Origin of the sequence: Pseudooceanicola nanhaiensis (assembly GCF_020171315.1) — a bacterium.
Classification (GTDB): Bacteria; Pseudomonadota; Alphaproteobacteria; order Rhodobacterales; family Rhodobacteraceae; genus Pseudooceanicola; species Pseudooceanicola nanhaiensis_A.
In genome coordinates this window covers 341234-361069 of the sequence record NZ_JAIUZP010000004.1, presented here as the reverse complement: position 1 = coordinate 361069, position 19836 = coordinate 341234, and the positions used below count along the sequence as shown (strand labels likewise).

Annotated in this window: 16 protein-coding genes; 3 read left to right on the top strand and 13 right to left on the bottom strand. The window is 69.8% G+C overall.

Translation table 11 applies throughout. From position 1 onward, the window contains the following. Positions 1-19: 19 nt before the first annotated feature. Positions 20-2050, top strand: coding sequence for a ComEC/Rec2 family competence protein (locus LCM32_RS06575; RefSeq protein ID WP_224820254.1), 2031 nt, complete (start codon positions 20-22; stop codon positions 2048-2050). Here LCM32_RS06575 and lexA read toward each other — a convergent pair. The 9 genes from lexA to trpD all read right to left on the bottom strand — a co-directional run bounded on the left by lexA (position 2044) and on the right by trpD (position 11804). Next, the gene (gene lexA, locus LCM32_RS06570) at positions 2044-2751 is read right to left on the bottom strand and encodes a transcriptional repressor LexA (RefSeq protein ID WP_224820253.1); all 708 of its coding nucleotides are present in this window, start codon (positions 2749-2751) and stop codon (positions 2044-2046) included. The genes LCM32_RS06575 and lexA overlap by 7 nt on opposite strands. 95 nt (positions 2752-2846) lie before the next feature. Beyond that, entirely contained in the window at positions 2847-4493 is a 1647-nt protein-coding gene (locus LCM32_RS06565) for a calcium-binding protein (RefSeq protein WP_224820252.1), read from the bottom strand. A gap of 306 nt (positions 4494-4799) precedes the next feature. After that, positions 4800-5819, bottom strand: a complete 1020-nt coding sequence (locus tag LCM32_RS06560; protein ID WP_224820251.1) for an LLM class flavin-dependent oxidoreductase — start codon at positions 5817-5819, stop codon at positions 4800-4802. A 225-nt stretch (positions 5820-6044) separates the two neighbouring features. Continuing rightward, entirely contained in the window at positions 6045-7283 is a 1239-nt protein-coding gene (gene pepT / locus LCM32_RS06555; RefSeq protein WP_224820250.1) for a peptidase T, read from the bottom strand. 359 nt (positions 7284-7642) lie between these two features. Next, positions 7643-8815 (bottom strand): gephyrin-like molybdotransferase Glp, encoded by a 1173-nt coding sequence (gene glp, locus LCM32_RS06550; protein WP_224820249.1) that lies wholly within the window; start codon positions 8813-8815, stop codon positions 7643-7645. After that, positions 8812-9288 carry a cyclic pyranopterin monophosphate synthase MoaC gene (gene moaC / locus LCM32_RS06545; protein ID WP_224820248.1) on the bottom strand — a complete coding sequence of 159 codons (477 nt, stop codon included), beginning with the start codon at positions 9286-9288 and terminating at the stop codon, positions 8812-8814. Before moaC ends, glp begins: the two co-directional genes overlap by 4 nt. Beyond that, positions 9288-10094 carry an indole-3-glycerol phosphate synthase TrpC gene (trpC, locus tag LCM32_RS06540; RefSeq protein ID WP_224820247.1) on the bottom strand — a complete coding sequence of 269 codons (807 nt, stop codon included), beginning with the start codon at positions 10092-10094 and terminating at the stop codon, positions 9288-9290. The genes moaC and trpC overlap by 1 nt, the downstream gene beginning before the upstream one ends. Then, positions 10091-10771 (bottom strand): uracil-DNA glycosylase, encoded by a 681-nt coding sequence (locus LCM32_RS06535; RefSeq protein WP_224820246.1) that lies wholly within the window; start codon positions 10769-10771, stop codon positions 10091-10093. Before LCM32_RS06535 ends, trpC begins: the two co-directional genes overlap by 4 nt. Positions 10772-10778: 7 nt before the next feature. Further along, entirely contained in the window at positions 10779-11804 is a 1026-nt protein-coding gene (trpD, locus tag LCM32_RS06530) for an anthranilate phosphoribosyltransferase (RefSeq protein WP_224820245.1), read from the bottom strand. A gap of 272 nt (positions 11805-12076) precedes the next feature. Between trpD and LCM32_RS22085 the strand changes: the two genes are divergently transcribed. Then, positions 12077-13873, top strand: a complete 1797-nt coding sequence (locus LCM32_RS22085) for a divergent polysaccharide deacetylase family protein (RefSeq protein WP_318246180.1) — start codon at positions 12077-12079, stop codon at positions 13871-13873. A 314-nt stretch (positions 13874-14187) separates the two neighbouring features. Here the strand turns inward: LCM32_RS22085 and LCM32_RS06515 are convergent, their stop codons facing one another. From LCM32_RS06515 to fabI, 4 genes are all read right to left on the bottom strand, one after another. Further along, the gene (locus LCM32_RS06515; protein ID WP_224820244.1) at positions 14188-16026 is read right to left on the bottom strand and encodes a SurA N-terminal domain-containing protein; all 1839 of its coding nucleotides are present in this window, start codon (positions 16024-16026) and stop codon (positions 14188-14190) included. A 246-nt stretch (positions 16027-16272) separates the two neighbouring features. Continuing rightward, positions 16273-17454, bottom strand: coding sequence for an aminotransferase (locus LCM32_RS06510; protein ID WP_224820243.1), 1182 nt, complete (start codon positions 17452-17454; stop codon positions 16273-16275). A 194-nt stretch (positions 17455-17648) separates the two neighbouring features. Then, positions 17649-18152 (bottom strand): xanthine phosphoribosyltransferase, encoded by a 504-nt coding sequence (gene gpt, locus LCM32_RS06505; protein WP_224820242.1) that lies wholly within the window; start codon positions 18150-18152, stop codon positions 17649-17651. 30 nt (positions 18153-18182) lie between these two features. Continuing rightward, positions 18183-18989, bottom strand: a complete 807-nt coding sequence (gene fabI / locus LCM32_RS06500; RefSeq protein ID WP_224820241.1) for an enoyl-ACP reductase FabI — start codon at positions 18987-18989, stop codon at positions 18183-18185. 143 nt (positions 18990-19132) lie between these two features. Between fabI and pdxH the strand changes: the two genes are divergently transcribed. Then, positions 19133-19738: a pyridoxamine 5'-phosphate oxidase gene (gene pdxH, locus LCM32_RS06495; RefSeq protein WP_224820240.1), complete on the top strand. Its 606-nt coding sequence runs from the start codon at positions 19133-19135 to the stop codon at positions 19736-19738. The last annotated feature ends 98 nt before the right edge of the window (positions 19739-19836 follow it).

Below are 19836 nucleotides of genomic sequence, written 5' to 3'. Positions count from 1 at the left end.
TCGCCTGCCTGCGGAAGGGGTGGCCCGCGTCCTGCTGGGGCAGCGTGGCCACCTCTTCCCTTGGGCTCCGGTCTGCTTCGCCGCGGGGATCGGCGGCTACTTCGCCCTGCGGGCGGAGCCTCCGGCGATCTGGCTGGTCTGGCTCGGGGGGCTCGCCCTGCTGGCGGGGATCCTGGCGGTGCGGCTCGAAAGCTCCGTCCGGCACATCGGCCTTGCGCCGCTGGCCTGGGCCCTGGCGCTCTCAGCCGGGGGCCTCGGCTGGGCCGGGGCGCGGGCGCATATGGTTGCGGCCCCGGTACTGGAAAGCCGCCTCTACGGCCCGGTGCAGGGCCGCATCATCGCGATGGACCGCTCGGCCTCCGACGCGCTGCGGCTGGAACTTGACCGGGTGATCCTCGCGGGGCGGGGGCCTGCCGCGACGCCCGCGCGGGTGCGCATCGCGCTGCACGGACAGGAGGACGGGCCGGAGATGCGCCCCGGGGCCACGGTCCTTGCCACGGCCCATCTCGCCCCGCCCGGCGGCCCGGTGGAGCCGGGCGGTTTCGATTTCCGCCGCCATGCGTGGTTCGACCGGCTGGGCGGACTTGGCTACAGCCGCGTGCCCGTCGTGACGCTGCTGCCACCGGAGCCGGGCGCCCTGCGGCTCTACCGCTGGCGCATGGCGATCGCCGATCACGTCCGCGCCGCGATCCCGGGCGAGGCCGGGGCCTTTGCCGCCGCCGTCACCACCGGGGACCGCTCCGGCATCGGGCAACCGGCGCTGGAGGCGCTGCGCCGCAGCAACCTCGCGCATTTGCTGGCCATTTCAGGGCTGCACATGGGATTGCTGGCAAGCGTGGTCTTCGCGGCGCTGCGGCTGGCACTGGCCCTCGTGCCCTGGGTCGCGCTCCGCTGGCCCTGCCGGTCGATTGCGGCGCTGGGGGCGCTCATGGCGGCGGCGGTCTATCTCGCGCTCTCGGGCGGCAACGTGGCGACGGAACGGGCCTTCATCATGGTCGCCGTGGCCCTCGTGGCGCTGTTCTTCGACCGCCGCGCGCTCAGCCTGCGGGCGGTGGCGCTTGCGGCGATGATCGTGCTGATCCTGCGGCCCGAGGCCCTGTTGGGGCCGGGCCTCCAGATGTCCTTCGCCGCCACCGTGGCGCTGGTCGCCGTCTTCGCGCTGCTGCGCGGGCGCGAGAGCCCGCTGCCGCGATGGATCCGGCCCGTGACGGCGCTGATCCTTTCCTCGGCGGTGGCCGGTGCGGCCACGGGCCCGGTGGGGGCGGCGCATTTCAACCAGATGGCGCTCTACGGTCTGCCGGCGAACCTGCTCTGCGTCCCGGTCATGGGGCTGCTGGTGGTGCCCGCCGCGGTGGCCGCGGCGCTGCTGGCCCCGCTGGGGCTGGAGGCGCTGCCACTGTGGTGCATGGGGCAGGGGCTCGACTGGATCCTCCTTGTCGCACGGGAGGTCAGCGCGCGGCCCGGCGCGGTCTCGGGCGTGGTGACACCCCCAGCGGGGGTGCTGCCGCTGCTGGCCTTGGGCGGGCTGATGCTGGCGCTCTGGCAGGGGCGGGGGCGTCTGGTGGGGGTGATCCCGGTCTGTGCGGCGCTCTGGCTCTGGTCCGGGGCCGCGCGCCCGCTGCTGCTGGTGGAGGCGGAGGGCCGTCTGGTCGGGCTCATGACCGGGGAGGGCCGCGCGCTGAGCCGTGACCGTGCCGCGGGCTTCGCCGCCGGGGTCTGGCTGGAAAACGACGGCGACCTCTCCCCGCAGCGCGTGGCGGCGGCGCGGTGGCAGGCCCCGCGCCTGCCGGACGGGCGGCTGATCCGCCATGTCACGGGCAAGGCCACGGTCGGGGCGCTCAGCTGCACGGCGGAGGAGATCGTCGTGGTGAACGCCAAGCCGCCACCGGGGCTGCCCTGCGAAACGCTGGACCCCGCGGCCTTGCGGCGCGGGGCCCTGTCGTATCACGATGGCCGGTGGATCGGGGCGGACGATGGCGCGGCGCGGCTCTGGACGCCGCAGCCCCGCACATCGCAGCACGGCCCCTCGCAGCAGGGGCGCCGTCAGTAGGTGCGGATCAGCCCGACGAGGCGGCCCTGCACCTTCACCGCATCCGGGCGCAGGATGCGCGGCGGATAGGCCGGGTTCGCGGCGACCAGTTCCACCATGCCGTTGCGGCGATAGAGCCGTTTCAGCGTCGCCTCCTGGCCCTCGACGAGGGCGACGCAGATGTCGCCGTCATTGACGGAGGGGGTCTCGCGGATCACCACCACGTCGCCGTCGTTGATCCCGTCCTCGATCATCGAGTCGCCGCGGACCTCCAGCGCGTAGTGTTCGCCCCGGCCAGAGAGCATGGAGCCCGGCACCGCCACGTGATGCGACACCTCCGAGATCGCCTCGATCGGGACACCGGCGGCGATCCGGCCCATGACGGGCAGTTCCATCGCGTGGATCGGCTCGACCGGCTGGACGTTCGCGGGCCGCGGTGCGGCACCTTGTGCGCCACCCTCGATCACCTGCGGGGTGAAGCCAGTTTCCGGCGTGTTCTCCACGAGGGCCTCGGGCAGTTTCACGATCTCGATCGCGCGGGCCCGGTGCGCCAGCCGCCGGATGAAGCCGCGTTCCTCCAGCGCCGTGATCAGCCGGTGAATCCCCGACTTGGACCGCAGGTCCAGCGCTTCCTTCATCTCGTCGAAGGAGGGCGGCACGCCATCGCGCTGCACCCGTTTGTGGATGAACTCAAGCAGGTCGAGCTGTTTCTTGGTGAGCATGGCACGCCCTCGCACACGGTTTCTTTCCGTTTTGTTCTACATCCGTTCCGCTTTTCTGTCAAATGTTCCGATTTCGGTCCCGTTTCGGGCGCGGATCAGAGGAAGAGGAGATCGCCCTCGGCGAGATCCGCCAGCGTCAGACCCTCGAAGCGGAGGACCGCCTCCCCGTCGCCGCCGAGGTCATAGACGAGCGTGTCGCCGTCCTGCGTGGTGGCGGCGGCGAAGCCCGCGAAATCCGTCACCTCGTCGAAGGCCCCGCCAAGGACGACCTGATCCTGGCCGGGGGCGAAATCGCGGATCGTGTCGTCGCCGAACTGGGCGGTGACGAAGACGAAGCTGTCTTCCCCGGCGCCGCCGGTCAGGTCATCGTCGTTGCCGCCACCGATCAGCCAGTCGTCGCCGGTGCCGCCTTTGAGCAGGTCATTGCCATAGCCGCCATCGAGGCTGTCATCGCCCGCCCCGCCCGAGAGCCTGTCGCGGGAGGCACCGCCGGTGAGCGTGTCGTTCCCGCCCTGACCGAAGAGCCGGTCCTTGCCATTGCCGCCCAGCAGGTCATCGGCCCCGCCGCCTCCGAGCAGCGTGTCGTTGCCCTCGCCACCGCGCAGGTGGTCCGCGCCGAGACCGCCGTCGAGGATGTCGTTGCCCGCGTCGCCGCGCAGCCAATCGCCCCAGTCGCCGCCGTCGATGCTGTCGTCGCCGGCTTCGCCCTCGATCACATCCGTGCCGTCGAGGCCGAGGAGCGTGTCATCACCCCCGCCGCCAAAGATCGTGTCGTTCCCCGTCGTGCCCTTGAGAAGGTCGGAGGTGTCCGGCCCTTCGATCCGCAGATCGCTCAAGGGGACGGTGCTGAGGCTGGGGCTTATGAAGACGGCGAAACCGGCAAGCGCGGGGGCATCGGCGAGGGCCTCGGCGAAGGCGGCCTCGATCTGGGCGTAATAGTTCGGGGCGCCGAGGTCGCGGTTGCCTTCTTCCCATTCGAAGTCGATCACGATCCGCGTGGCCGTGCCTTCGAGATGGGCCAGTTCGTCCGCGGTCTGGCTGACGGCGCGGGCGATGAGCTTGTCGAAATCATGCTCCACCCCCGGGTCGATGGCGTCGGTCAGGCGGATCGGCAGGATGATCGTGTCCACATGCGCGCCGAGGACGGAACTGTTGCCGTAGTTCACCCCGTCCAGCACGTAGTGGCTGTTGCCCTTGTCGATGTAGGCGCCGTGGTAGGTCGTCGTGGTCAACTCTTGGTCGAAGGCTTTGACGCGGTCGTTGATCCCTTCCAGCAGGGTCACGTACTGACGCAGGATCTCTGCCTTGCCGAGGTCATCCGCATTGCGCCATTCGGGCGTCGGGGCGAACTCGGTATCGGTCACGATCCCGGCGACGCGGTCGCCATAGGCCGAGGCGCCGATGAAGGAGAGCGTGGCCTCGACCATCCAATAGGAGCGTTGCAGGTTGTGGGTCTGCCAGTTGTAGTTCCCGGCGATCGGCATGAACTCGATGCTGCCCTCGAAGCCGCTGGCGAAGAGCGTGTCGAGGGTCTGTTCCAGATCGGCCCGGAATTGATCCGAGTCGAAGCCGTCGAGGTAATCCCATTCGCCGCTCATCTTGCGGCCGTCGATCCCGATGACGAGGTTGGTCACCCCCATGGTGCTGTAGCGCAGGGCCGCTTCGGCCACGTCGCTGCTGCTCGGGGCGCCGCTCTCGGGCGTCCAGTCGTTCATCGGATACCAGTAGGTGAGAGAGGTCATGTGATGTCAGGCCGGTCCGGCCCCTCCAGTGCGATCGATGTGCGGGGAGGGCGGCTGGGGCGGAGCCCGTGGCGGACGCTGCCCTTGGGGCGGCGCCCCCGGTCGCAGCCCTGCGCCGGAGCCTGTCGCAGCCGCCTGCCGGGCGGGGAGGACAGCCCGTGGGCAGCCTGCGGACCCTAGACCGGGCCGGTCGAAGCGGTCAACGGCTGCGCACGGCGGGGCACGCGTGGGGCTGAGGGGCGGGATGACGGAGAAAAGGCCCGCCGGTGGGCGGGCCTTCTAGCGTTTCGCGGTGTCGCGGCGGCTTCAGCGCCAGCCGAGCGCCGGGGCCACGTGGGTCAGGATGCTGTCGATCACGTGGACGTTGTACTCCACCCCCAGCATGTTCGGCACCGTCAGCAGCAGCGTGTCGGCCTCGGCGATGGCCTCGTCCTGGCGCAGCTGGTCGATCAGCCGGTCCGGTGTGTCGGCATAGCCGCGCCCGAAGATCGAGCGGGTCTTGTCGATGAAGCCCACCTGGTCCGAATCCTTGCCGCCCTGGCCGAAGTACATCCGGTCCTTGTCGTTCATCAGCGCAAAGATCGAGCGGCTGACCGAAACGCGCGGCGTCCGTTCGTGGCCTGCGGCCTTCCACGCCTCGCGGTAGGCGCGGATCTGCTTGGCCTGCTGGATGTGGAACGGCTCGCCGGTCTCGTCATCCTTCAGGGTCGAGCTCTGCAGGTTCATGCCCATCTCGGCGGCCCAGCGGGCCGTCGCGTCAGAGCCCGCGCCCCACCAGATCCGCTCGCGCAGGCCCTCGGAATGGGGTTCCAGACGAAGCAGGCCCGGCGGGTTGGGGAACATCGGGCGCGGGTTCGGCTCGGCAAAGCCCTTGCCCTCCAGCTGGCTGAGGAAGATCAGCGCATGGCGCCGGGCCATGTCGCTGGCATCCTGCCCCTCTTCGGGGCCGTAGCCGAAATAGCGCCAGCCGTCGATCACCTGCTCGGGGCTGCCGCGCGAGAGGCCGAGCTGCAGCCGCCCGTTCGCGATCAGGTCCGCCGCGCCGGCGTCCTCGGCCATGTAGAGCGGGTTCTCGTAGCGCATGTCGATGACGCCGGTGCCGAGTTCGATCTTCGAGGTGCGCGCGCCCATGGCGGCGAGCAGCGGGAAGGGCGAGGCAAGCTGGCGGGCGAAGTGGTGCACCCGCACGTAGGCCCCGTCGAGGCCCAGCTTCTCGGCCTCGACGGCGAGGTCGATGGATTGCAGCAGGGCGTCCTGCGCGGTGCGCACGAGCGAGCCGCGCTCCGGCGCCCAGTGACCGAAGGAGAGGAAACCGATGTTCTTCATGTGGGTGCTCCCGAATGGAAAGGGGCGGCGCGCCGGGGCGGCCACCCTGTTGTGCCTTACCTAGGGAGCCTGTCCCCCCCGCCGCAAGGGCGGGCGCCCCGGGGCCGGGGCGCAAGTCCTGTGCGCCGGTGCAGAGACGCTGTGCCGCGGGAGGGGAGAGGGGGCGGTCTGTTGCCCCCGCAGGCGGCGTTCCTCCCGTCCCCTCGGCGCGGCGCCGGGGCAGTGTCAGCCCTTGGCGGCCTGTTCCACCAGCGTCAGGCAGACCTCGGTCGCACGGCGCATGTCCTGCACCGAGATCCATTCCAGCGGGCCGTGGATGTTCTGCATGCCGGTGAAGATGTTCGGCGTGGGCACGCCCATCTCGGTCAGGCGGGAGCCGTCGGTGCCGCCCCGGATCGGGACCGAGATCGGCTCGATCCCATGGGCCCGGGCGGCGCTGCGGGCCAGTTCCACCGGGGTCATGTCGTTTTCGAGCCAGTAGCGCATGTTGCGGTACTGGGGCGTGATCTCGCAGGTGATCTTCGCCCGCGGTTCGCCCGCCTGCACCGCCTCGCAGACCTTGCGCAGCAGGTCACCCTTTGCCGCCAGCCCGTCGCGTTCGAAATCGCGCAGGATGAAGGTCAGCTTCATCTCGGAAGAGCCGCCGGTCATGTCGGTGGCATGGATGAAGCCCTCGCGCCCGGAGGTCGTCTCGGGCGTCAGGGTGACATGGGGCAGGGTGTCGACGATCTTCGAGGCGAGGTGGATGGCGTTCACCAGCTTGTCCTTGGCCCAGCCGGGATGGATCGAGACGCCGGTGACGGTGACATGGGCGATATCGGCCGAGAAGCTCTCGTACTCGATCTCGCCGACCGCGCCGCCGTCGAAGGTATAGGCGAAATCGGCGGCCAGGTCCTTGGGCAGGGCCGAGGCGACGCCGCGCCCGATTTCCTCGTCCGGGGTGAAGGCGAGGCGGATCGGCCCGTGGGGGATCGACGGGTCCGAGAGCAGCCGGCGCGCGGCCGTCATCAGGATCGCCACGCCCGCCTTGTCATCCGCGCCGAGCAGCGTGAGGCCCGAGGCAGTGATGATGTCCTCGCCCTGCTTCTCGGCCAGGTAGGGGAACTCCTCGGGCGAGAGCACCAGATCGGGCGCATCGGGATAGGTGATCGCGCCGCCGTTGTAGCCCTTGATGACCCGCGGCTTGACGCCGGTCGCGTTGAACTGCGGCGCGGTGTCCACATGGGCGAGGAAGCCGATGGTGGGCCCCTCTGCGGTGCCGGGGATCGTGGCCAGCACCGTGCCATAGTCGGTCAGCGTGACCTCGGTGGCGCCCATCTCCTCCAGCTCCTGCTTCAGAAGCTGGAGCATGCCGAACTGGATCTCTGTGCTGGGGGAGCTGGGGGAATTGGCGTTGCTCTGGCTGTCGATGGCCGCATAGCGCAGGAGACGGGCCTCGAGCTCGGGGTCGAAGGGATGGGTCATGGGCGCTCCTTTCTGTTGCGCGGCAGGAGGCGCCGGGGCGGGGGGAGAGTCAAGCCTGCCGCCGGGGGCGGCGGGGGCGTGGGTGTGGGAAGCGATGGGCTGCGGGGCTGTCCGGAAAATGCACATTTTCCGGTCCGTTTTCTTTGAAGAAAACGGGCAGGGCGGAGAGGGCGGTGGGCGGTTTATGGGGCCTGCCTGGGGGCGTGGTGGGCGCAAGACGCGGGGAAAAGTCTTGAAAGACTTTTGAAGGGGGCTGTCTGCCCCCTCTTGCGGGCTGCGCCCGCAATTCACCCCCGAGGATATTTTCGGCAACGAAAATGAAGAAGGGGCCTTTGGGGCCCCTTTGAGCACCTTGGGGGTCAGAGGGGGAGGTAGGAGACCGTGGTGCCGGCCTTGGCGGCGGGGGCCTTTGGCGGGCGGACGAGGAGCGCGTCGGCGGCGCCGAGGATGGAGAGGAGCGCGCTGTCCTGGCTCTCGAAGGGGGTAATGCCCTCGGGGGTGAGGCGGGCGCGCATGTAATGCGCACGGGGGCCGTTGGCGGTGATGTCGGTGGCGAGCGTGGTTTCCAGCAGGGGGCGGGGGACGGCGGGCAGGCCCTGCATCGCGTCGATCACCGGCAGCAGGAAGACATGGCCGCAGACCATGGCCGAGACCGGGTTGCCCGGCAGGCCGATCATCGGCACGCCCCGCAGGCGGCCCGCCATCAGCGGTTTGCCGGGGCGCATGGCGACCTTGTAGAAGCTCTGCTCCATCCCGAGGTCGCGGGCCACGGGGCCGACGAGATCGTGATCGCCCACCGAGGCGCCGCCGATGGTGACGATGAGATCGGCATCCATGGCGAGGTCGAAGGTGGTGGTCAGGCTCTCGACCGTGTCGCGGGCGATGGGGAGGATGCGGGCCTCGGCGCCGTTGGCCTCCAGCAGGGCCGCGAGGCCGAAGGTGTTGGAGGCGACGATCTGGTCGGGGCCGGGCGTGTCGCCGGGCAGGACGAGCTCATCCCCGGTGGAGATCAGCGCGACCCTCGGGCGGCGGGCCACGGTGAGGCGGCCTGCGTTCATCGACGCGGCGAGCGCGATCTCGGCCGGGCGCAGGCGGCGCGGGGCGGGGATCGTCTGGCCCTGGGCGAAGTCGATGCCGGCGTCGCGGATATGCGTGGCGCTGTCGAGCCCGTCGGAGAGGGTGATCGTGGTGCCCTCGCGGGTCACGTCCTCCTGGATCACGACGCGGGTGGCGCCCTCAGGGACCGGGGCTCCGGTGAAGATGCGCACGGCCTCGCCGGGGGCGACGCTGCCTGTGAAGGCCCGGCCCGCGGCGGCCTCGCCGGTGACGGTGAAGCGGGCGCCGGGGTGGACCTCGTCGCCGATCACCGCATAGCCATCCATGGCGGAGGCCGGGAAGGGGGGCTGGTCGCGCAGCGCGGTCACGGGGGCGGTCAGCACGCGGCCATTGGCGCGGGCCAGCGGGACCTCCTCGGAGCCGAGCGGCTCTGCCAGGGCGAAGAGCTGCTCCAGCGCCTCGGCGACGGAGATCATGCCTCGTACCGCCCGGATTTGCCGCCGTCCTTCAGGGTCACGCGGACGCCGCCGATCTCCATGGATTTCTCGGCCGCCTTCAGCATGTCGTAGACCGTCAGCGCGGCGGTGGAGACGGCGGTGAGCGCCTCCATCTCGACGCCGGTCTGGCCGGTGGTCTTGACCGTGGCGGTGATCCGCACGCCGGGGAGGCTCTCGTCCGGGGTCAGCTCCAGCGCGACCTTGGTGACGGGCAGCGGGTGGCAGAGCGGGATCAGGTCGGCGGTGCGTTTCGCGCCCATGATTCCGGCGAGCCGGGCCACGCCCAGGACATCGCCCTTCTTGGCACGGTTCTCGGTCACCAGCGCCAGCGTCTCGGGCTGCATCTTCACCCAGCCTTCGGCGGTGGCGATGCGCGAGGTGACGGCCTTGTCCGAGACGTCGACCATATGGGCCGCGCCGCTGTCGTCGAAATGGGTCAGCTTCCGGCCCATCAGCCCACCGCCACGGGATCGGCCAGCAGCGTTTTGGTGGCCAGCGTCACGTCGTCTTGCCGCATCAGGCTTTCGCCGATCAGGAAGCTGCGTACGCCGTAGCCGGCGAGATCCGCCAGGTCGGCGGGCGTGAAGAGGCCGCTTTCGCCCACCACCATGCGGTCGGCGGGCACCTTGGGCGCCAGCGTGCGGGTGGTGTCGAGCGAGGTCTCGAAGGTCTTGAGGTTGCGGTTGTTGATGCCGATGAGGGGCGATTTCAGCGCCAGCGCGCGGTCCAGTTCCTCGCCGTCATGGACCTCGATCAGGGCATCCATGCCCCAGGAGAGCGCAGCATCCTCCAGCTCGGCCGCCTGCGCGTCGGACACCGAGGCCATGATGATCAGGATGCAGTCGGCACAAAGCGCCCGGGCCTCGGCCACCTGGTAGGTGTCGTACATGAAATCCTTGCGCAGCACGGGCAGCGTGACGGCGCCGCGGGCCTCCTGCAGGAAGGGTTTCGCGCCCTGGAACGACGGCGTGTCGGTCAGCACGGAGAGGCAGGTGGCGCCCCCGGCCTCGTAGGCGGCGGCCAGCGTCGCGGGGTCGAAATCCGCGCGGATCAGACCCTTGGAGGGGGAGGCCTTCTTGACCTCGGCGATCAGCCCGTAGCCTGCCTGCTGCGCCTTGATCAGCGCGGCGCCGAAGGGGCGCACGGGGGAGGCGGCCTGTGCGGCGGCCTCGACCTCGGCATAGGGAACGGCGGCCTTGTCGGCGGCGACTTCCTCGAGCTTGTAGGCCTTGATGCGGTCCAGAACGGTTCCGGTCATATGCCCTCCGGCGTGGTCCAGTTGATCTCGTCTTCGCCCCTTTCCCTAAGCCAGTTGTTCACCGTTGAAAATGGCCGGGAGCCAAAAAAGCCGCGCCGGGCCGAGAGCGGCGAGGGGTGCGGGCTCTCAACGATCAGGTGCTTCGGCTGGCCCATCGCCGGGCCGGTGATGTACTTGGCATAGCCCTGCGCCGGGCGGCCCCAGAGTAGGAAGGCGCGGGGGCTGTCGGCGAGGTGGCCGATGACCTCTGCCGTCAGGCGGGACCAGCCGAGCTTGGAATGGCCGCCCGCATCGCCCGCAGGCACCGTCAGCGCGGTGTTGAGCAGCAGCACCCCCTGTCGGGCAAGAAACCGCAGGTCCGCATTGGGCGGGCAGGCGCCGAGGTCCTCGACCATCTCCTTGTAGATATTGCCAAGGGAGCGCGGCAACGGGCGCACCTCGGCTTCGGCCGAGAAGGCGAGGCCATGGGCATGGCCCGGTGTCGGGTAGGGGTCCTGTCCGAGGATGACCACGCGGACGTCCGCGGGCTGCACCATCTCCAGTGCGGCAAAGACCTGACCGGCGGGCGGCAGGATCGTGCGGCTGTCAGCGGCGAGCTTCTCGGCAAGGGCCGGGTAGGCATCGCGGAAGAAGGGCAGGGCGGACCAGCCGCCCAGCCGGGAGGTATCGGGGATCATGGCGGCGTCAGGTGGCGTCGGCGGCGGTGATCGCGGCCAGCTTCTGCACGCAGGCAAGCGCCCGGCCCGAGTCGATGCTCTCGCGGGCCATGGCGACGCCTTCCTTGAGGTCGGCGGCCTTGTCCGCCAGCGTCAGCGCGGCGGCGGCGTTCAGCAGCACCGCGTCGCGGTAGGCGTTCTGTGCCCCTTCCAGCAGGGCCTTGAAGGCGCGGCCATTCTCGGCAGGCGAGCCGCCGACGATCTCCTCGAAGGGATGGACCGGCAGACCGAAATCCTCGGGGTGGAGTTCGATCTCGCGGACGGAGCCGTCGAGTTCCAGCGCGGCGACCCAGCTGACGCCGGTGATTGTCATCTCGTCAGTGCCGTCCGAGCCGTGGACCAGCCAAGCGCGTTCCGAGCCGAGCTGGCCCAGCGTTTCCGCCATCGGGCGGCAGAGCGACCGGGCAAAGGTGCCTGTGAGCTGGCGCTTGACGCTGGCCGGGTTGGTCAGGGGGCCGAGGATGTTGAAAATAGTCCGCGTCCCCAGTTCCTGCCGCGCGGGGCCGACATAGGCCATGGCGGGGTGGTGCATCGGGGCCATCATGAAGGCGATGCCCGCCTCCTCCAGCGCCTTTTCCACCACGTCGGCGTCGACCATGACGTTCACGCCCATCTGGGCGAGCGCATCGGCCGAGCCCGACTTGGACGAGAGGTTGCGGTTGCCGTGCTTGGCCACGGGGACGCCCGCGCCGGCCACCACGAAGGCGGTGGCGGTGGAGATGTTCAGCGTGCCCTTGCCATCGCCGCCGGTGCCGACGATGTCGATGGCGCCCGCGGGCGCGGTCACGGGGCGGCACTTGGCGCGCATGGCGGCGGCGGCGCCGGCGTATTCCTCGACCGTCTCGCCGCGCACCCGCAGGGTCATCAGCAGACCGCCGATCTGCGCGGGCGTGGCCGCGCCGTCGAACAGGATGTCGAAGGCGGCGCGGGCCTCCTCGCGGGTCAGCGGGCGGTCGACGGCGGCGGCGATCAGGGGTTTCAGGGCGTCACTCATGGGGGTCCTCCGGCGCGGTCTGGCCCGCGACTTGGTCTGTGGCCTTTACCGGGCCGGGCAGAGGCTCACCAACGGATGGGCCGGGGGCCGGTCATGTGTTAGGCTATTTCAATGGATTGGCCCGCTCTCCCCTGCCGATAAGGCTGGAGACACCGGGCGCGGTCGCGCTATACATGCCCAAGGGGGGCAGGCAGCGTCAAGAGGCGCGCCCGTCCCGCGGGGATGCCGCAGGCACGGCACCCGATCGGGCTGGCAGAGGAAGAGGCAGGGCAGTGGTTCGCGGACTTATCGCAGGGATTTTCTGGGGCGTGATCATTTCGGCGCTTGCCGTGGCGGTCACCTCGCTCAACGGCACGGCCCACCAGCGGCAGGGCGCAGGCGCCCCCGCCGAGGAAGCCGCCGACCCCGAGCCGGCCTCTGCGCCGGATGAGGTATCTGACGCGGGATCGGAAAGCGGCCCCGGGAACGGCAAGGCCGAGGGTGAGGGCGACGTAGCGACAGCAGCGGAAAGCCCGCCCGCGCCCGATGCGACGCCCGACGACGCAACGCCCCCGGCCGCGCAGACGCCGGAGGCCGCCGCCCCGCCTGCGGAGGAGACCACCGCGGCAGAGCCTGAAACCACCGCGCCGGACGGGGACACATCCGCGCCGGACGTCACTGCCGTCACCCCGATGCTGGAAACCGCGATCGCCCCCACGATCCCCGATGCGCAGCCCGCCGCCCCGGCCACGCCCGCCGAGGGCGCGACGCCCCGGGCACCCGCCACTGCCGATGCCCCGCTGGCCGCGCCGCAGCCCCGTGACCTGACCTCGCCCGGCAGCGAAAGCACACCCGGCCAGCCCGACCAGCCGGCGCGGCCCGATCCCGCGCTCTCCGCCCCCGCCGCGCCTGCGGGTACGGCACCGGCCGAGCAGGGGGCCAGCGGCCTCGCCGCCGCCCCGGCAGGCGCGGTCATCGCCCCCGATCTGCCCGCGGCACCGGACCAGCCCGCCCCCGAACAGGACGCCAGCCGCGAGCCCGCGCCCGCGCGCCCCGAGGTGGATACCACCCCCGGTGCCGCCGATGCGCCCCGTCTGGCCGAGGCCGTCCCGGCCCTGCCGGAGGGCGATGCCGTCACGGCACCCGACGCCACGCCCGGCCTGCGCCCCGCCGCGCCCGAGGGCGAGCGGATGGCCGAGGCCCAGACCGACACGCCGCCGCCCGCGCCCCGGGTTCTGCCGCGCACCACCGATGACAGCTCCGACGGCGCGATCCGCCTGCCGGGCGCCCGGGCCGGCACGCTGACGAGCCGGATGGCCGAGGGTGTCACCGGGGGGCGTCTGCCTGCCGTCGGCGCGCAGGACACCCCGGTGGAGGTGGCGCCCGCCCCGGCGCCCGTGGCCGAGAACGGCCCGGCGATCGAGCGTTTCGCAGCCCCCTTCGCCAACCCCGAGGACAAGCCGCTGATGTCGGTCGTGCTGATCGACGACGGCTCCAGCCCCATCGGCCTCGCGGCGCTGGCCAGTTTCCCCTATCCGCTGAGCTTCGCCATCGACCCGGCATGGTCCGGCGCGACCGAGGCGATGGAACGCTACCGTGCGGCGGGCTTCGAGGTGATGATCCTCGCCAACCTGCCCGAGGGCGCCACGGCGATGGACGCCGAGACCGCCATGGAAGACTGGCGCCGCACCCTGCCGCAGGCCGTGGGCGTGATGGAGGGCGACGGCACCGGCATACAGGCGGACCGCGCCGCGGCGGATCAGCTGTCGGGCATCGCCGCGGGCGACGGGCTGGGGCTGCTGCTCTATCCCAACGGGCTCGACACCGTGCGCAAGATGGCCGTCCGCGAGGGCGTGCCCGCCGCCACGCTGTTCCGGGATTTCGACAATGACGGGCAGGACGCCACGGTGATCCGCCGCTTCCTCGACCACGCGGCCTTCCGCGCGGGACAGGAGGGCGCGGTGATCATGGTGGGCCGAATGCGTGCCGACACGATCTCGGCGCTGCTGCTCTGGGGGCTTCAGGACCGCGCCAGCCGCGTGGCCCTCGCGCCGGTCTCCGCCGCGTTGAAGGCGGGCGGTGTCGAGTGATCCGGGCCTGAGGCCGCCCGCGACGGTGAACGGTCAATGCCCGGCAGGGCAGGGCGCCCGCGCCGCCGCCTGACAGGACCCACACTGTGGACAAGAGCGCCGGGATCGTCTGGCCCCGGCAATGACACAGGGCACGGGCGTCGTCTGGCCCCGGCAATGACACAGGGCACGGGCGTCGTCTGACACCGGCAATGACAAAGGGCGCCCGAAGGCGCCCTTTTTTCGTTCCCTGTCCGCTCGGATCGCGCCGATCTGCCCGAGGCCCGTGGGGCCTCTCCGGGCGCTGTCCGGGCCGGAGCCTCCGGCTCCAGACCTCAGCGGAACTGCGCATGCACCGCGTCAATGGCCGTGCGGTTGATCTTGATCCCGGCCCGGTCGCGCAGGTCGGCGGCATAGGCGCTGTAGAGATCCTGCGCCAGAGACCCGTCGGTCTGGCTGGCCAGCTGCTGACGGGTCTGGGCGACCTGCGGGGCGTCCTCGTCCGGGGGCAGGATGTCATCGAGGCGGATCACGATCACCGAGCCGAAGGCCGCGCGCGTGATCACGTCGCCGGGCTCCATGGCAAAGATCGCCTCGGTGATGCTGGCGGGCATGCCGAGGATCGTGTCGCTGCGCATCAGGCCTTCCTGCGTCTGAGGCGTCAGGCCGGCGGCCTCGAAGGTGGCGCCTTCCTGCATCCGGCCGATGGCGCCTTCGGCACGCTCGGTCAGGATCTTCACGGTCTGCTCGGCTTCCCATGCGCCCGTGAGGCGCGGTTTCACGTCCTCGAAGGGTTCGGGCGCGGGGGGCAGCGTCTCGTCGAGGCGCATGGCAAAGATCGTGCCGTCTTCGAGGACGTGGATCTCGGGATAGTCATCGGCGGTCAGCTCGGCCGCGAAGGCGTCAAAGCCGCCGTAGGCCGCGATGCCTTCGCCGATGCCGTCCGACCAGTCGATCGTGCCGAGGGTCAGCGGGGTCTCCTCCACCAGTTCCTCCAGCGTGGCGCCCCCTGCGAGGAGATCCTCGGCGGGTTCGGCCTCGCCCTCGGCCTGACGGCGGGCACGGTCCATGGCGAGGTCTTCGCGGATGATCAGCCGAGCGCTGTCCAGCGGCGTCTCCTGCGCGGGCAGCACGCCGTTGACGCGGAAGAGGGCGGGGCCGAGGTCGGTCTCGACCGGGCCCACCACGTCACCGGAGGTGGCGGCGAAGACGGCGGCACCGGCGGCGCCAAGCGTGTCTTCGGTCACGTCGCCCATGTCCACGTCCGAGAGCGTCAGCCCGCGGTCGGCCACGAGGCCGTCGAAATCGGTCTCGCCCGAGGTCACGCTGTCGAGCGCCGTCTGGGCGGTGGCCTCGTCGAGGAAGACCAGGCGTTCGACAAGGCGCCGTTCGGGCCGGTTGAACTCGTCCGCTCGGGCCTCGTACTGCTGGCGGATCAGGTCATCATCGATCTCGACCGTGTCGACGAGGTCCTCGGGCGTCAGCCAGGCGTAGGTGATGCGCTTCTTTTCGGGGGCGGTGTACTGGTCGATATGCGCGTCGTAGAAGGCCTTGAGGTCTTCGTCCGAGGGCACGGGGAGGCCGGTGGTGATGTCGCCCTCGGTCAGACGGGCGAAGGTCACGTTGCGGCGCGCGGCCACGAAATCGAGGATCGTGTCGACATAGGTGGCGGGCATCTTCACCCCGGTCGCCACGGCGGCCTGCAGGATGGTGCGGGTGGTGTCGTCGCGCAGGCTCTTCTCGAACTCGCTTTCCGACAGGCCCGACTGTTGCAGGGCAAAGCGGTAGGCGTCGCGGTCGAAGTTGCCGTCGAGGCCCTGGAAGGCCTGGATCGTCACCAGCTGGTCGCGCAGGGTCTCGTCGCCCACCGAGACGCCGAGGCGGGCGGCCTCGTTGTCGAGCGCCTTGTCCGCGATCAGCTTCTGCAGGACGCCTTCGGTCAGGCCGAATTGTTCCGCCTGTTCGAAGCTCAGCGCCTGCCCGGTCTGGGACTGGATCGCGCGCAGTTCCGACTGCAGGGCACGGGCATATTCGTTGACCGTGATCTCGTTGCCGCCGACAGAGCCGACGGAGCGCGGTCCGGTGCTGATACTCGTCGCGCCGAAGCCCCCGAGGCCGAGGATCAGCAGGCCCATCACGACCCACATTGCGACGTTGGATTTCTTGGTTGCCATGATCCACTCCCTTTGGCGCCGGAACTGTCTAGTCCGGCCCGGGGCGGGGAACAAGGGGGCGAGGGCGCCGGGGGTGCCCGGCAGGATCACGAGCGGGTCAGGTGGGGCGCCGGGGCGGATTGGGCCGGCACTGTCACAGTGCCCTCTGCCTGTCCCGACCGGCCGAGAGGCCGGGCAGCGCTATCGCGCCACCCTGCGGGACGGCGCTGCCCTCATCTCTGGTCGTCTAGGGGGGATGGAAAGGCCTCAGCCCCCGTGCGCCGCCAGCCTGCGGGCCAGTTCCGCGATGCCGTCACGGTCGACGTTGGCGAAGGCCACGCGCATCTGGCGTTTGCCCGACAGGTCGTCGGTGGGCATGAACATCGTGCCCGGCAGCATCAGCACGCCGGCCTCGCGCACCAGCCGCGGGGCCAGCTCGTCTGAGGGCGTGTCAGAGCTATGCGCCATGTAGGCGAAATAGGCCCCGCAGCCGAGCACCGACCAGCCGCCGCTTTCCAGCACCGGGCGCGCCTCTTCCACGGCGCGGCGGCGGGCGAGGATCTCCTCGCGTTCACCCGCGACCCACTGGTCGAGGTTGCGCAGCCCCCAGAGCGCCGCGATCTGCCCCAGCTGCGCCGGGCAGATGGTGACCGTGTCGAGGTATTTCTCGATCTCCGCCAGCCGCGCGACGCTGGTGGCCACGGCGCCGACGCGGTGCCCGGTCAGCCGATAGCTCTTGGAGAAGGAGTAGAGGTGGATCAGCGTGTCGTCCCAGTCGGGATCGGTGAAGAGATCATGGGGCGCGCCGGGCAGGGAATGGAAATCGCGGTAGGTCTCGTCCACGATCAGGGCGAGGCCCTTTTCCCGCGCAAGGTCGCGGAAGGCCGCGATCAGTTCGGCCGGGTATTCCACGCCGGAGGGGTTGTTGGGCGAGACCAGCACGATCACCCGGGTGCGATCCGTGATCAGCGCGCGGGCCAGTTCGGGATCGGGCAGCAGGTCATCGCCGGTCTTCAGCGGCACCGTCTTGGCCCCGATCATGTCGAGCCACATCTTGTGGTTGAAGTACCACGGCGTCGGCAGCAGCGCCTCGTCACCCTCGCCCAGCAGGGTGGAGGTGACGGCGCAGAAGGCCTCGTTGCAGCCCGAGGTGATGGCGATCTGACCGGCCGAGACCGCGCCGCCGTAGCGCCGCATGATCGAGGCGGCCAGTTCCTCGCGCAAAGCAGGCATGCCGAGTACGGGGCCATAGAGATGGGCCTGGGGATCGTTCAGCGCGGCCTCTGCGATCACCTCGCGCAGCGCCAGCGGCGGCAGGTCCACCGGCGCGGCCTGGCTGACGTTCAGCAGCGGGCGCTCGGGCGGGAAGGTCACGCCGTCGATCCAGCGGCGGCTTTCCGGCACCGGCGGGGAAAACGTGGTGGCGGTGCGGGGCAGGGGCTGGGTCATGACGGTCTCCGGCGTGAGGAATGGCCTTGGGGACGGGAGGGGGGCTGTCTGCCCCCCGCCCCTTGCGGGGCCTCCCCCCGAGGATATTTCAGAGCGAAAGATGGCAGGGGCGCTCAGCTGCGGCTGTCATCTTTCCCCGAATACCTCCGGGGGCATTGCGCGTCAGCGCAATGGGGGCAGAGCCCCCTGCAGGGTCAGTCGGTCCCGCGGTAGGGTTTGACGTATTGCATCGCCATGTCCCAGGGGAAGAAGATCCAGGTGTCCTGGCTCACTTCCGTGATGTAGCTGTCGACCTGCGGCCGGCCCTTGGGCTTGGCATAGACGGTTGCGAAATGCGCCTTAGGGTAGAGCTTGCGCACCAGTTCCAGCGTCTTGCCGCTGTCCACCAGGTCGTCGATCACCAGCACGCCGGTGCCGTCGCCCATCAGCTCGGCGTCGGGGGCGTTTAGCACCACGGCATCCATCTGCTTCTGGTGGTTGTAGCTCTTGACCGAGATCGTATCGACGGTGCGGATGTCGAGCTCGCGGGCGATGATCATCGCCGGGGCCATGCCGCCCCGGGTGATCGCCACCACCGCGCGCCAGTTGCCGTCATCGGGCCCGTGGCCGTCCAGCCGCCAGGCAAGCGCGCGGCTGTCGCGGTGAATCTGGTCCCAGCTGATGTGGAACCCTTTCTCGTGGGGCAGTTTGTCCATCACTGGTCCTCCTGGCAGGGCCGCGCGCGGCCCTCAGCTCTTGTCGATATCGGGCGCGTCGACGGCCTTCATGCCGACCACGTGGTAGCCCGCGTCCACGTGCAGGTTCTCGCCGGTGGTCCCGCGGCCCAGATCGGACAGCAGGTAGAGCGCGGCATTGCCGACGTCCTCGATCGTCACGTTGCGGCGCAGCGGCGAGTTCAGTTCGTTCCATTTCAGGATGTAGCGGAAATCGCCGATACCGGAGGCCGCCAGCGTCTTGATCGGGCCGGCCGAGATCGCGTTCACGCGGATGCCGTCCTTGCCGAGGTCCTCGGCCAGATACATGACGGAGGCTTCCAGCGCGGCCTTGGCGATGCCCATCACGTTGTAGTGCGGCATCACCTGTTCGGCGCCGTAATAGGTCAGCGTCAGCATCGAGCCGCCGTTCGGCATCAGCTTCTCTGCGCGCTTGGCCACGGCAGTGAAGGAGAAGACCGAGACGTCCATCGTCATCTTGAAGTTGCCGCGGCTGGTGTCGACGTAGCGCCCGCGCAGCTCGTTCTTGTCCGAGAAGCCGATGGCGTGGACGATGAAGTCGATCGTGCCCCAGTCCTTCTCGAGCGCCGCGAAGCAGGCGTCGATGCTTTCGTCCGAGGAGACGTCGCAATCATAGAGGTGTTCCACCCCCAGTTGTTCCGCCAGCGGGATCACCCGCTTCTTGAACTGATCCCCCATGTAGCTGAACGCCAGCTCTGCACCAGCGTCGGCGCAGGCCTTGGCGATGCCCCATGCGATGGACTTATCGTTCGCAAGGCCCATGATAAGACCGCGCTTGCCTGCCATCAGGTTGTTGGACATCTGCTCTTCTCCGACCTGTCATTCCCGGTGGAAATCCTTTAGGCGATTGGCGATGGGGCATCAAGACCGGCGCTTTAACTTTGCCGGTGCCGGCTCTGCAGCCCCGCACTGGCGCCTATGTGATTTTCGGAAAGGATAGCAGGATGGCCGACAGGGAAGGAATTTTTGCGGGCGATGATCCCTTCGTGCTGGCCCGCAGCTGGCTGGCCGAGGCCGAGAAGACCGAGCCGAACGACCCGAACGCGATCGCGCTGTCGACGGTCAATGCCGACGGTCTGCCCAACGTGCGCATGGTCCTGCTGAAGGAGATCGAGGACGCGGCCTTTGTGTTCTACACCAATTATACCAGCGTAAAGGCTCAGGAAATCGACGGGGCAGGGAAGGCGGCCTTCGTCTGGCACTCCAAGACGCTGCGCCGGCAGATCCGGGTGCGCGGCACGGTCACCCGGGAAGATGGAGAGCAGGCGGACGCCTACTACGCCTCCCGCTCGCTGAAATCGCGGCTGGGGGCCTGGGCCTCGCACCAGTCGCAGCCGCTGTCCTCGCGCGGGGCGCTGATGGCCGAGGTCGCAAAAATCACGGCGCAGAAGGGAACCAATCCGTCCCGTCCGACGTTTTGGGGGGGTTACCGGCTCACTCCGGTTGAAATCGAATTCTGGGCCGACGGGGCGTTTCGTCTTCATGACCGCTTCCGCTGGACCCGCCCCACAAAGGAAGATCCGTGGTCAACTATACGTCTGAACCCTTGACGAGGCTCAAATCAGGCTCGTGCATGAGGCGAAAGTAAGCCGGCTTAGGCAAAAAAGTCACTTAACGTGACGATCTCATGCAGCCATGTCGCGCTGAG